We start from the raw sequence: 11,728 nt of genomic DNA on the forward strand, positions 1-11,728 counted from the left end.
CCTCCACGCTCTAAAATGCGCTGACGGCGAGCCCGGCCAGCATGTTCTGGTACGCGGCGGGGTGCACGATCGGGATGCCGTACTTGCGAGCCACCACGGCCTTACCTGACATGGTGTCCGGGTCCGCGGCGACGAGAAGCCGCGTCTTCTTGGTGACGTTGTCACCGACGGCGAGGCCCGCCGCTCGTGCCCCCTCCTGCCACTCGCTGCGTGGTGGATCCATGGCACCGGTGAAGACAACCCGATCACCCGCTTGTAGCCGCCACTCGTTGGGGCGGCGCTGTCCTGGAATATCGGTAGCTGCGACGGCCAGCGCCTTCTCGACATCTGATCGGTGCAGGCCGAGCAGTTCGGCCACCTCGTCCAGGTCGTGCCGTTCGGCTGTGGTCAGGACGCCGTCTTCGAGCGCCATGCCCGCAAGGCTCGCCAAGTAGCCTCGGTGCAGGTGGTCCACGTCGACGCGGGCGAGTCCGAGGGTCTCCGCTGTGGCGACGAGCGCGTCAGCTTCTGTCGCCGAGATGTGCCGGTCGAGGAGCACCTGATCGAGCAGGGCCAGGTAGGCATCGCCTTCAAGCTCGCGCAACCGGGGCAGGCGGTCGACCAGCCGCGCGAGGAAGTGCTGTTGCCGTTGGCCCGCTCTGCGGCGCTGGACGGCCACAACGGAGCTGGTGGAGATCGTGGGCCACCGGAGCCCGGCAGCTGCGGTTGCGGTGGCAGCCCACGGGGGCGGGCTACCGGTTGCTCGGAGGTAGTAGCTCAGCAGTTGCGCGGAGGCGCGGGCGTCGTGCAGGGCCGAGTGCGCTTGGTGGGGCGGCAGTCCGGCGAGGCGACAGCAGTCACCGAGACTGCGACTGGCTGACGGTAGGAAATGCGAGGCCAGCTGCATGGTGCAGAGGCCGGGTGCCTGGCGGATCGGCGCGCTGATGCCAACACGCTGGTATTCGGCATGCAGGAACCGGGCGTCGAAGTTCAGATTGTGTGCGACCAGGACTCGGCCGCGCAGCAGGCTGGCGAGGTGCCCGGCAACCTGGTCAAAGCCCGGTGCGGTCCGCGCCTCCGCGGCCGTGATGCCGTGGATGTGCTGTGGCCCGAGGTCACGGTTCGGGTTGACCAGACTGCACCATTCGTCGGTGGTCCGACCGTTCTCATCAAGGTGCACGACGGCCACTTCGACGATCCGATCGTGCCAACTGGTACGGAGGCCGGTGGTTTCAAGGTCGATAACTGCGTACATGGGTGGGCCTCCTACACCTATGCCGAGGAGTTGCTACGGGCGGCTTTGCGCAGCTGCGCCAACCACAGCGGCGGCAGCGGTTGCGGTTCACCCAGCGATCGCAAGTAGGTGCGGCGGTAGCGCGCCTGCTCGGTGTCCTGCCACAGCTGGGCGGTTCGTGCGACTGCGGCAGTCACCGCCAGCGCCGTCGCCGCGACCGGTGAGGCCGAGGCGAACCGGTCCTTGATCGCCCAGGCGCCGAGGTGTTCCTGGTCCGGCATCGGTGTGGCCCAAGCGAGCGGCGCGATTTTCGATTTGACGCGCGCTCGGTGCTGCTCCACAGCAGTGGAGTAGGTGGACCGATGTGTGCTGATTTCTTCGAGCAGCTCAGGGATGCTGAGGATGGTTTCCGCAAGCCTGGAGAGCAGCTCGGCCGGGACGACGTCGGCGATCCTCGCCAGCACCGCGACGGGCGTCTGACGGTCCCAGTCGATCAGGCATCGGTCTTGCACGTTCCACATGATTCGGCGGAATTGCTCTGGGTCCCGATCGATTTCGTCGAACGGGACTACCCATGCTCCGCCGGCCAGTCCGGTCGGGCCGAGACGCCACACCGCCAAGGCGTCGCTACCTGCGCTGTCGGGGCCGACAGCCAGGACTGCGTGGCCGCGCACACCGGGTACGTACTCGATTGGGATGGACAGCTCGTTCTCGGGTGCCTCGATGCCGATGCTCATGCAGATCCTCGAAAGTCGACAGCGGGATGATCACCGTAAGGAGTTCAGGTGAAATCCGGAGTCAACTATTCGGGCCGTCATGTCGCCCTTATCGCACACAGAAACCGCACCTTGTGTCCTCTATCGACTGTCACCTGCTGTCCGAACGGTTACTGAAGGCAGACATCAGTCTGTTGCGGCCATCCGCAGAAACTGGCAATGCGCGGAAACCGTTTCGACGATGCAAGATGAGTGGACGCCGAGGCCGGTCGTCCGTCCCGGGTCAAGACAGTCCAGTCAGCGGGTGAGGCCAACAAGCGCCGCCAGTCGCGCCACGCCGGCCGGCGCCGGCTGCGCGCGGGCAACCTCGGCGATCACGGTACGCGCCAGAGGCCGGCACCGAACCTCAGCCGGCGCGACACTGTCCGCGTCCACCAGGGCGCGGGCAGCCGAGCGCAGGTCACCAACCTGGAGGTACGCCCGCGCGACGTCGACCAGGTACGCGCCCCGATGCTCGGCCGGCAACCGCCGCCACGTCTCCCGCCGCACCACGCCCGAGTGCCCGTGCAGCGCCTCGTCGGCGTCACCCCGTTGCGCCGCCACCACCACCCGAGCCAGGTCGACGGCGATCGGCCCGAAGCTGGTGCGGTACGTGTCGTCGTACCCCCGAAGGTGTGCGGCAACGCCCGCGGCCCGGTCGGTCAGCTCCCCGGCGCGGTGGTGGTCGCCGCTGCCAGCGGCGGCAAGAGCGGCCTGCACCAGCAACGTCCCACCCACCGCCCACTCCCCCGCCGACCGCTGCGGCCGGACACGGGTCGCGGCGGCGAGGGACGCGGCCAGCGCCAGGCGGTCGCGGCCGGCGGCGCGGAGCGCCTGGCTGACCGAGATGGCCGCCGTCGCCGCGAGCGCCGGGTCGTCGGCCGCAGTGGCCATCGCGCGGTCGGCGGCCAGCCAGGCCAGGTCGGCCTCGCCGAGCTTGACCAGCAGCGACGAGGTGATCCGGTACGCCGGCACCAGCAGCTCCGCCGACCGCACGCCCTGGACGGCGTCGAGCAGACCCGGCAACACCCGCACCAACTGCCCGTAGTGCGCGTGCTGGTAGGACAACCAGGCGTACCCGATCTGCCTTCGCAGTTCCTCCGGCGTCTGCGCCGGGGCCTGCGGGATGTCGTAGCGGGCGAGCGCGGCCCGGATGTCGTCCACCCCGTCCGGCGTGCCCGCCGGGGTGCTCGGCTGCTGGCCGAGCAGCACCTCCGGGTCGACCCGGAGGACGTGGGCCAGTTCCTGGATCACCGAGTACCGGTCCAGGGCGCGCACGCCCCGCTCCACCTTGTCCACCCAACTCTTCGACCTGCGCAGCCGGTCGGCGAGCATCTGCTGCGTCATCGACCGCCGCACCCGCCAGCGGGCCACGCGACGACCGATCGGGAGGTCATCGTTGGTCACGCCGCCACCGCCGGTCCGGGACCGCGCGGGTCGTGTCGTTTACGGGTACGCGGTCCGCCTCGGCCTGGGCGAGGAGGCGCTGTTTGGCAGCCTCCCGCTCGGCCGCCTCGGACTGCTCACCCTTGCTCCCCGATTCGTCGCCCTGCATGCCACCTCCGTCGACAGTGGGCGCGACGTTGTCTCGGAACAGTTACCAACGCCGTCACCCACCGTCATCATCTAAGCGACGATCCGTGGCAGACCAGGCGAAACGCGTCCGTTATGGCATAGCGGACAGTCGAAGGTGGTGCACGGCCTCGGCCACTTCGCGGGCAAGTTCTCGGGACGCTACGGCAAGCGCGATGGAGTCTGCCGTCGACAGGGTCTCGCGAGCCGCTGCCGTGTCGCCAGCCTGCGCCTGCGCGACGGCGAGATGCACCAGGTTCCGACCGTGCCACTCCGCACCGCCGGCCTCCTCGCTGACGCCGGCGACACCGGCCGTCAGCAGTTCCAGCGCGCGATCGTTCGCACGGCTGTCCGCAGCACCGAGATACCGCCAGACGCTCCCCTGCTGGACGGCGAAGAACGATGGTGTGTACCAGTAGCCCCAAGGGGACAGTGGTTCCTCCACCGATTGAGCTGAAAGGTCGGACGCCTCGGACAAACGCGCGAGCACGTCCGTGGCGGCAGCACCGGCCATGGCAAGACCTCTGGCCTCCTGCCCTGCGCAGTAGGCGCGTAGGGCCGTGTTCACGGTCTCGTCCCGCCGCGACTCCCGCGACAGCTCAATCATGGTCGGGAGGTCGTGGCGCAACTCGGCATGGTGCCCCTGGAAGGACAGCACGGTGGCGATCAGATCTGTGTTGCCGGCCTCGGTGGCCCATTGCAGAGCCCTCGCGTTCCACACTGTGGCAGCGCGCACCTCACCCCGCGCAATGCTCAACCAGCCTACGAACTGCGCCCACTGCCCAGCGACATCGACAATCCGGGGAAGCAAGTCCTGTGGGGCCTCCCGCAGCAAGTCGGTCACGGTGCTGAGATGGGTACGGACCGGCCCCATGATCGGGCCTGACCCTACGGCGTCCTCCAGCCGGCGGTAGCCACCGAGAAGGTCGGAAAGAGCATCCGCGGCCGCACGATCAACCCTGCGAGGACGCACCCGCACGTACGCCAGGCGGTCGCCGCCGTCGGGAGCATCAATGACCAATGCCGCCAAAGCGCCGTTCGCTTGCAGGGCGTCGTCGAGCCGGACCGCCACGTCTACCGTCGGCTTCGTCTGTCCTGCTTCTAACTGGTGAACGAGGCTCTTACCATGATTGACAGCGGCGGCGAGTTGCCGGAGGGAGATACCCCGAGCCTCCCGGAGTCGACGCAGCTCAACCGCGAAGCGTGGATCAACGATTGTGCTTGCGCGAGGGGGCATCACGGCACTCCTAGCTCTCACAGGCCCGCAGGGTGATGCTACGGTCGGCAATCCTGCAGTCATAGACGGTACTCGCGACAGGGTGGGGTCGCTTAGGTGAGCCACCATCGCGCTCTAACCGTCGTGAGCGTCCCTCTATTCGGCCCGCTTTAACGCGGTGTAGACAGACAGGGACAAAAGATCGCGCGGATGCGGGAAGACCGGCCGCAGAGCGTCGAGACACGGACCGTCCTGGCAAGCCCCAACACGTGCGGGAACGGCAGGGACCCGCGCAGGATGCGCTCGGTCACGTACGGGAGCCCCGCCTGCGGGGGACGACGCTGATGGGCTGGCGAGGTGGCGCCGATGCGCGGAAGCCCAGCGCCGGACGACCTCTGGGCATGAGGAAAACGTCGACGCAGCCGATGCGGCCGGCGAGCAAGCGCAGCTCGTCGGGGATGGCTCGGCGCTGGGCGCGCTGCGCCAGCGTCACCACGGCGTCGCGGGCGAGCGGGTTGATGGCGAACGGGATTGGCGCGGCCTGTTCGGCCCGGATGAATGCGGCGAGGGCCTCGGAGTCCCGACGACCGCCGTCCGCAAGCGCTCGCCCAATGTCGAGCCAGTACGACAGTTGGCGATTGGATGCCTTGAGCACCTGCGGTCGGATCGTCCGGGACAGCTCGATTATCTTCCCGTACTCGCCCTGCTCGGCCGCGATGGACATCTTCCAGAGCCCCACATTGGTTGGCCCAAAGCAGCAGCCGTTGAAGCCACCGCCGTCGGCCGGATCTCCCAGACTCGCCGCCTCGCGTGCGGCCTCGGCGAGGTGGTCGCGGGCAACGTCCGGGCGAGCGTCCACGGTCGAGGCCAGCGCTGCCATGAGGTGAAGCTGACCAAGCGTCTGCCGCACCCGGACGTCGGAGGCGTCTCCTTGAAGCTCCGCCAGCGAGCGGTCAGCGGCCCTGGCCGCCAGGCGGGCGGACTCGATCGGCAGGCTCTGCGCGTAGACGAACCGGGATGCGCCGATCCAGGCGCGATCTTCGGCGTCCTCGGCAGCCGATACGGATATCCGGGAGGCGTTGAGGGCCAGGTGGCGGTAGCCGAGGTGCCGGAGACAGGTGGAGGCCAGGTAGGCGACCTGAGCGAGCGCGGTGCCGCCCACGGCAGCGGCTTCCAGCAGCAGAGTTGGGAGCACGCGGGCCATCGCTGGGTAGTGGCACGAATTGCGGAGCTGGTCGGCGCGGGCGATCTCGGCCGCCAGTTGATCCGCTGTGTAGGTCGACGGGCGGCGCTCGCCGTCCTCGATCTCGATCAGCGCCGACCAGACGGCCGGTACGCACGCGGCGGCGCTCTCGCGGGCCGGATCGCCGGACTCCGTGCCCTGACCGAGCAGATCGGCCACCGTGACCTGGAGTGCGGCAGCGAGAGCGACCAGGGTGGACCGGCGGTCGATGATCTTACGGCCGGACTCGACCTGCGACACGTAGGACTGGGTGACGCCAGCGAGCCCAGCGAGGACGGCCTGAGTCATGCCGCCACGACGCATTCGCCAGTACCGGATCCTGGCACCGATGGTGTTCGGCTTCGTCACCATGCCTACTCCCGGTTAGAGGACCGAATTGGCATTGAACCCGCTACCCCCGCCCGGTTGGACGCTACACCCGCAGAGCACCGCATCGGTGACGCTGAGTGCCACGGCGTGCCTCTGCCTCTCAGCCATCCTCGGGTTATGCCAAAGGCCGCACCCCGTCAGACCTCATCAGCCGGCGCGCAGCTCCCAATCGGGATGCAGGGCTGAACGGCCGAACGTGTGCCAGCTTCCCGTTATGCAGCCAGGTTGATGCCGATACGGCCGGCGAGCAAGCGCAGCTCGTCGGGGATGGCTCGGCGCTGGGCGCGCTGCGCCAGCGTCACCACGGCATCGCGGGCGAGAGGGTTGATAGCGAACGGGATCGGTGCTGCTTGCTCGGCCTGCACGAATGCGGTGAGGGCCTCAACGTCTCGGCGACCGCCATCCGCCAGGGCGCGACCGAGGTCGAGCCAGTAGGACTGCTGGCGGATCGACGCTGCGAGCACCTGCGGTCGGACCGTCCGCGACAGCTCAATGACACGGCCGGACTCGCCCTGCTCGGCGGCGATGGACATCTCCCAGAGCCCAACGTTGGTCGGCCCGAACCCACAGCCGTTGAAGCCGGCCCCGTCGACCGGATCCCCGAGCGTTGCCGCCTCGCGGGCTGCTTCGGCCAGGTGATCGCGAGCTACGTCCAGTCGACCGCTGACCGTCGACGTCAACGCGGCCGAAAGGTGGAGCTGTCCGAGCATCTGTCGTACCCGCTCGTCGGCGGCGTCAGCTTGCAGCTCGGTCAGTGATCGGTCGGCGGCGCGGGCCGCGACTGAGGCCGACTCGATCGGCAGGCTCTGGGCGTAGGCGAAGCGAGCCGCCGCGATCCACGCCGGGTCTTCGGCGTCTTCGGCGACCGCCCCGGCGAGCCGGGCGGCATTGAGGGCCAGGTGGCGGTAGCCGAGGTTTCGTAGGCAGGTGGCGGCTTGGTAGGCGACCTGGACGAGCACGGTGCCGCCCACGGCGGCGGCTTCGAGCAGGAGGCTGGGAAGCATACGAGCCATTGCCGGGTAGTTGCACGAGGTGCGGAGCTGCTCGGCGCGGGCAATCTCGGCCGTCAGGCGTTCCGTCGTGTAGGTCGACGGACGTCGCTCGCCATCCTCGGTCTCGATCAGGGCCGACCAGATCGCCGGCACCCATTCGGCGGCGCTCTCGCGGGCCGGATCACCAGACTCGGTGCCCTGGCCGAGCAGATCGGCCACCGTGACCTGGAGTGCGGCAGCGAGAGCTACCAGGGTGGAGCGACGGTCGATGGTCTTACGACCCGACTCGACCTGCGACACGTACGACTGGGTGACGCCAGCGAGCCCCGCGAGGACGGCCTGAGTCATGCCGCCACGGCGCATCCGCCAGTATCTGATCCTGGCACCGATGGTGTCAGGCTTTCTGGCCATAATCCACACTCCTAAGGTGCCAGCCTCACATCTGCCATGCACTTACGGCGAGTCGTGCGAGCGCGCGTCCACGGGAATCAGCATTCGTGATAGACCACTCATCGACTTGGCCGAGCTCACGGGTTAGAGCGAAACGGGACCGAAGATACGTTTCCCTTTTCTCCACGAAAGGCTTGTCGTCCAAGCCGCGGTTTATCGTCCGCTCAATCAAGGTTAGATTCTGGAGGCTGTCTCGTGTTGCCCGAAACCTGTCATAGTCTTGATCCGAGTCGAAGACGTCCCGGCTCGAAGATCGAGCACAGATGTGCTCAATTGTTACCGCTTTACTACTCCAATCGGGGAGTGCCTCGGTGCCGCCTCCCTGACTCGCAACAAGTTGGCGCTCCAAACATGCCAAAAGATACTTAGCCCGAGTCGAGGTGATCGCCCCATAGTTAAGAAATGCCTGAGCAAAATCTGTGTCGTCTGGGATAATTCGAGTCAACTTGTCCCGCACCTTATCCTGCGTCTGCGCTTGGCCCGTAGCGACGGCGAGAGCTCCTTCACAGAACGCCTCTTCCGCTTGGCCTCCACCGAGCCTGCCGGCGACAACCGCGCGCACGGACCAAGCGGCAACTTTATTGATCAGACGACCAGCCCGCTCGTCGCTCCACAAGTCCGCAGCGGCTAGCAGTAGCGGCATACTGGATTCGAAGCCAAACCTTCTATAGGCGAGTAGCGAGTCTCGGACATCGAAGCTCAGAGCCTGCCAGCGCGGATGGTCGGGATCCCGGAGGGCCAAATAGACGTCCAGCGACTTTTCAAGCCGAGTAAGATAGTCCAGCACACGGCGAGGTCCTGAACCTATGTTGCGCTGAAGCGACTTGTAGAGTTGCCTGTTTGTTGCTTTGCCATTTCTTGAAGAATAGTCGTGGCGGATGAACTTGACCAAATCATCCGGCCGGTCGAAGCGACCACTGATTCTCGACCAAGCTCCTTCAACCGCAGCCAAATAGGCACCGGCTTGACTAAAGAGATAGTTCTTCAACAAATCCGCCGTCGTTAGGTCAGCTCCCCGATCGTTCAGCGTTTCAAAAATGACATACGCCTCCGAGACGTTCGCTGCTACGGCAAGTAGAACTTGGACGTCCTTGTCGAGCTGGGTAACAATATTCACAAGCTCGCGATATTGCGTTGCCGTGGGCGCAACTCGTTCGGTGTATCTGCGGCACAATTCGTAGCTCCGAACGAGAGCCACGCTTTGGGCCGTGTCCAATTTTCCGCCGAGCATGCTTTCATAGGTGACAACATCGACCGGATTGGGGACCAAACGAGTAACCCGCTCCTCTTGGTCGAGTTCAAACGCCTGAAGATACTTTTGATCCACCGAATCAGCTAGATCTTCACGACCAACATCCCGCAACCTGTCACGGATTGCGGCCAAGAGCACCGCCGTCGTCGTGAGGCGCTGCTGCCCGTCAACAATGAGCTGCCGAGTTGGATCCTCGGCATCCTCAGCCAAGACGATGGTGCCCATGAAGTATGAGTTTCCTGCGTTGCGGGCAGACTCTAAGTCATCGATGAATTCCTCTACGTTGCTCCCGTCCCACGCGTAGCTGCGCTGGAACCGTGGAACCTTGAGAAGTCGATCAGACAGCAGGTGACCGAGGCGGTCATGATCAAATTGTGCCGGATCCGCCACCGCTGCTACCTCCATCAGTGAGAGCATCACCGATTCTGCCTCACCGGCTCGCCTAGATAAAACCCCTCTGCTGCGTACTTCAAGCCCGCCCCCCGCCACGGGCTGGTGGCAGTCGTCCTGGTGCCGGTCCGGCATAGCTGCCACTGTCTGCACTGTTGCAGGTCAATCACTCCTGCTTCGATCCCAGAACTCTGATGAGGACCGAAGGTGTCAAGCAACTGTCGGCAATCAGCCGCTCGGCGTGTCGCGGACGTCGATCCAAGCCATCGACAGAGTAACTTGTCTCACCCCCCACATAGCCTGAAGCCATGACGGAGGCACCTGTGGCCAAGGAAGCGCGCGAGAAGCCATATCGGACGTTGACTACCCAAAAGTTCGCACTTGCCGCCGGCACCGTTTTCCTCCTCGGGGTTTACTGCCTCTACCTCGGAGGAGAGGAAACGTCTTTTTGGCGCAGCAACCAGAGCCTCCGCACACTCATGGAGCAACTCGGCGGCCTTCTCATCGTCTCCTCCTTGCTTTCAACCCTATGGGAGCTCGTAGGCAAGCGAGCCTTCGCCCAAGAGGTACTCGAGGACATGCGCATCTCGGCCGAGATTGAAGCCTCTGGACTTAAGCGAATCAGTACCCAATTTTTCGATGATGCCGCCTGGGAACAGTGCTTTAAAGGGGTCGAAAAATTGGACATATTTGCGGCTTACGCGCAAACCTGGCGCAATATGAATCTCGCCAGGCTGCAGAAGGTGGCCGCGCGCTCGAAGGGTCGTATACGTATATATTTGGCGGATCCTGAAGATGCCCCCACTATGGTCACGCTTTCAAACAGGTTTGGCACAGAGCCCGAGGAGCTTCGACGCCGCATATGGGCTACTAAAGAAGGTTTTGAAGAATTGCGCGTCTCGGGGGGCGCTTCAGTTGAAGTCTTTTTCTGGCCGGGCGACCGGGTCTACACCTTCTACCGCTTCGACAACCGCGCCATCATGTCGATGTATAAACACAATAAAGGCAGATCGCCTATTCTTCCTACCATAATGTGCGAATCAGGTGGTTCGCTCTTTCAGTTCGTTTACGACGAACTGCGAGCGATTCGCGACGAGAGCAGGCCAGTAAGTCCAGCACTACGAAACCCAGCGACAGTTACTCAGGCAACGAGAGGAACGGAACAATGACTGTGGCGACTTACATTACTAAACAAGACCTGGACGAGTGGATTTGCCAAAAGATCACAGGAGCCGGCAGGTTCGCATGCGATATCGAGACTTCAGGCCTGAACCCACTTGAGCACCGCATTGGCACAGTGCAGATCTTCGCACCGGAGGTTGGCTCTGTGATCCTTCAGGTTCAAGGCAACGCTCCTCGCCAACTCTGCCTACTATTAGAAGATGCTCGAATTCAAAAGGTGTTTCACCATGCGATGTTTGACTTGAGGTTCATTGCGAGCCATTGGGGTGTCACACCAAGAAACATCTCCTGCACCAAGATCGCATCGAAAATCCTCAACCCTGATGCGGAAAACAAGCTCCACTCACTCCAGAATCTCTTGCAACAACGGCTTGGAGTTTGGATCAGCAAGGACCAACGACTGACCGATTGGTTAACGCCGGAACTGACTGCCGATCAGATTGCTTACGCCGCGACAGATGTAGAGTATCTTCTTCAGTTATTGGACGACTTAAGCGAAAATCTGAAGTCGGCAGGGCTTAAAGAACTTTTCGATCGATGCGTGGATTTCATCCCGTCCCGCGTACGACTCGAGGTTGGCGGTTGGCCCGACGTCTTCGCATATTGAGACAAACGCAGGAGCGCATCACATACGGCGCATAGCATCTGCACAGGCGCGGCCGACGGCATCCCTCGCCCTCGTGGCCATCGGTCACCCCTGCTCGACACTGAGTCTCCCTGCCAACTGATACATGGCTACCCCTGAAATTGCCGGTAACCCATGTGGCAGAAGTCCTTAGTGCGCCGCACCCGTCGGCGGGCTAACACCGACGGCGCTGGCAGCCGACGGCCAGAGGCGCGGCGCCAGGCCATGGCCTGGCCTGGCCTAGGTTCGGCAGCGAGTGGCCCCCGACGCGGGCCGCCTAGATCGCGCACAGAAAACTTCTTAAAGGTCCTTGCATGCCTCGATCTATCCAGTCAGGCTTCCAGGATGCATCGCTGGCTGAGTGGCGGAAGAGCCGCAATCGTAATCAGCTCCGCCTCCCTAATGGTGATCCTGGCGCTACTACTACTCCTAGGTCCGATATCCGACACTGCAACGCCAGGCAGCAAGG

Annotated in this window: 10 protein-coding genes; 2 read left to right on the plus strand and 8 right to left on the minus strand. The window is 64.4% G+C overall.

The annotated features are described in order from the left end of the window. Positions 1-10: 10 nt before the first annotated feature. The 8 genes from ACGFIQ_RS18330 to ACGFIQ_RS18365 form a co-directional block, all read right to left on the minus strand. Positions 11-1,234 carry an exonuclease domain-containing protein gene (locus ACGFIQ_RS18330; protein WP_393244955.1) on the minus strand — a complete coding sequence of 408 codons (1,224 nt, stop codon included), beginning with the start codon at positions 1,232-1,234 and terminating at the stop codon, positions 11-13. A gap of 17 nt (positions 1,235-1,251) precedes the next feature. Next, positions 1,252-1,950 (minus strand): DUF6218 family protein, encoded by a 699-nt coding sequence (locus ACGFIQ_RS18335; protein ID WP_393244957.1) that lies wholly within the window; start codon positions 1,948-1,950, stop codon positions 1,252-1,254. Between the two features lie 276 nt (positions 1,951-2,226). Continuing rightward, positions 2,227-3,375, minus strand: a complete 1,149-nt coding sequence (locus ACGFIQ_RS18340) for a helix-turn-helix domain-containing protein (RefSeq protein WP_393244959.1) — start codon at positions 3,373-3,375, stop codon at positions 2,227-2,229. After that, positions 3,362-3,523 carry a hypothetical protein gene (locus ACGFIQ_RS18345; protein WP_393244961.1) on the minus strand — a complete coding sequence of 54 codons (162 nt, stop codon included), beginning with the start codon at positions 3,521-3,523 and terminating at the stop codon, positions 3,362-3,364. Before ACGFIQ_RS18345 ends, ACGFIQ_RS18340 begins: the two co-directional genes overlap by 14 nt. Before the next feature lie 111 nt (positions 3,524-3,634). Then, complete coding sequence (locus ACGFIQ_RS18350) at positions 3,635-4,777, minus strand: multiprotein-bridging factor 1 family protein (RefSeq protein WP_393244963.1); 1,143 nt, start codon at positions 4,775-4,777, stop codon at positions 3,635-3,637. Positions 4,778-5,063: 286 nt separating this feature from the next. Next, the gene (locus ACGFIQ_RS18355; RefSeq protein WP_393244965.1) at positions 5,064-6,350 is read right to left on the minus strand and encodes a helix-turn-helix domain-containing protein; all 1,287 of its coding nucleotides are present in this window, start codon (positions 6,348-6,350) and stop codon (positions 5,064-5,066) included. A gap of 230 nt (positions 6,351-6,580) precedes the next feature. Then, on the minus strand, positions 6,581-7,771 hold the full coding sequence (locus ACGFIQ_RS18360; RefSeq protein ID WP_393245441.1) for a helix-turn-helix domain-containing protein: 1,191 nt from the start codon (positions 7,769-7,771) through the stop codon (positions 6,581-6,583). A 25-nt stretch (positions 7,772-7,796) separates the two neighbouring features. Continuing rightward, positions 7,797-9,479, minus strand: coding sequence for a DUF262 domain-containing protein (locus ACGFIQ_RS18365; RefSeq protein WP_393244967.1), 1,683 nt, complete (start codon positions 9,477-9,479; stop codon positions 7,797-7,799). A 281-nt stretch (positions 9,480-9,760) separates the two neighbouring features. On the opposite strand from ACGFIQ_RS18365, the gene ACGFIQ_RS18370 reads away from it, so the two are divergent. Beyond that, on the plus strand, positions 9,761-10,621 hold the full coding sequence (locus ACGFIQ_RS18370) for a hypothetical protein (RefSeq protein WP_393244969.1): 861 nt from the start codon (positions 9,761-9,763) through the stop codon (positions 10,619-10,621). Then, complete coding sequence (locus tag ACGFIQ_RS18375) at positions 10,618-11,241, plus strand: ribonuclease D (RefSeq protein WP_393244971.1); 624 nt, start codon at positions 10,618-10,620, stop codon at positions 11,239-11,241. The genes ACGFIQ_RS18370 and ACGFIQ_RS18375 overlap by 4 nt, the downstream gene beginning before the upstream one ends. Positions 11,242-11,728 lie beyond the last annotated feature (487 nt).

It is taken from the genome of Micromonospora sp. NPDC048898 (assembly GCF_043198035.1).
Taxonomy (GTDB): Bacteria; Actinomycetota; Actinomycetes; order Mycobacteriales; family Micromonosporaceae; genus Micromonospora.

What these genes read in the sequence shown, in the direction of transcription:
- ACGFIQ_RS18355 (WP_393244965.1), bottom strand. Translation starts at nt 6,350, where the DNA reads ATGGTGACGAAGCCGAACACCATCGGTGCCAGGATCCGGTACTGGCGA.
- ACGFIQ_RS18330 (WP_393244955.1), bottom strand. Translation starts at nt 1,234, where the DNA reads ATGTACGCAGTTATCGACCTTGAAACCACCGGCCTCCGTACCAGTTGG.
- ACGFIQ_RS18335 (WP_393244957.1), bottom strand. Translation starts at nt 1,950, where the DNA reads ATGAGCATCGGCATCGAGGCACCCGAGAACGAGCTGTCCATCCCAATC.
- ACGFIQ_RS18365 (WP_393244967.1), bottom strand. Translation starts at nt 9,479, where the DNA reads ATGCTCTCACTGATGGAGGTAGCAGCGGTGGCGGATCCGGCACAATTT.
- ACGFIQ_RS18370 (WP_393244969.1), top strand. Translation starts at nt 9,761, where the DNA reads ATGACGGAGGCACCTGTGGCCAAGGAAGCGCGCGAGAAGCCATATCGG.
- ACGFIQ_RS18375 (WP_393244971.1), top strand. Translation starts at nt 10,618, where the DNA reads ATGACTGTGGCGACTTACATTACTAAACAAGACCTGGACGAGTGGATT.
- ACGFIQ_RS18345 (WP_393244961.1), bottom strand. Translation starts at nt 3,523, where the DNA reads ATGCAGGGCGACGAATCGGGGAGCAAGGGTGAGCAGTCCGAGGCGGCC.
- ACGFIQ_RS18350 (WP_393244963.1), bottom strand. Translation starts at nt 4,777, where the DNA reads ATGCCCCCTCGCGCAAGCACAATCGTTGATCCACGCTTCGCGGTTGAG.
- ACGFIQ_RS18360 (WP_393245441.1), bottom strand. Translation starts at nt 7,771, where the DNA reads ATGGCCAGAAAGCCTGACACCATCGGTGCCAGGATCAGATACTGGCGG.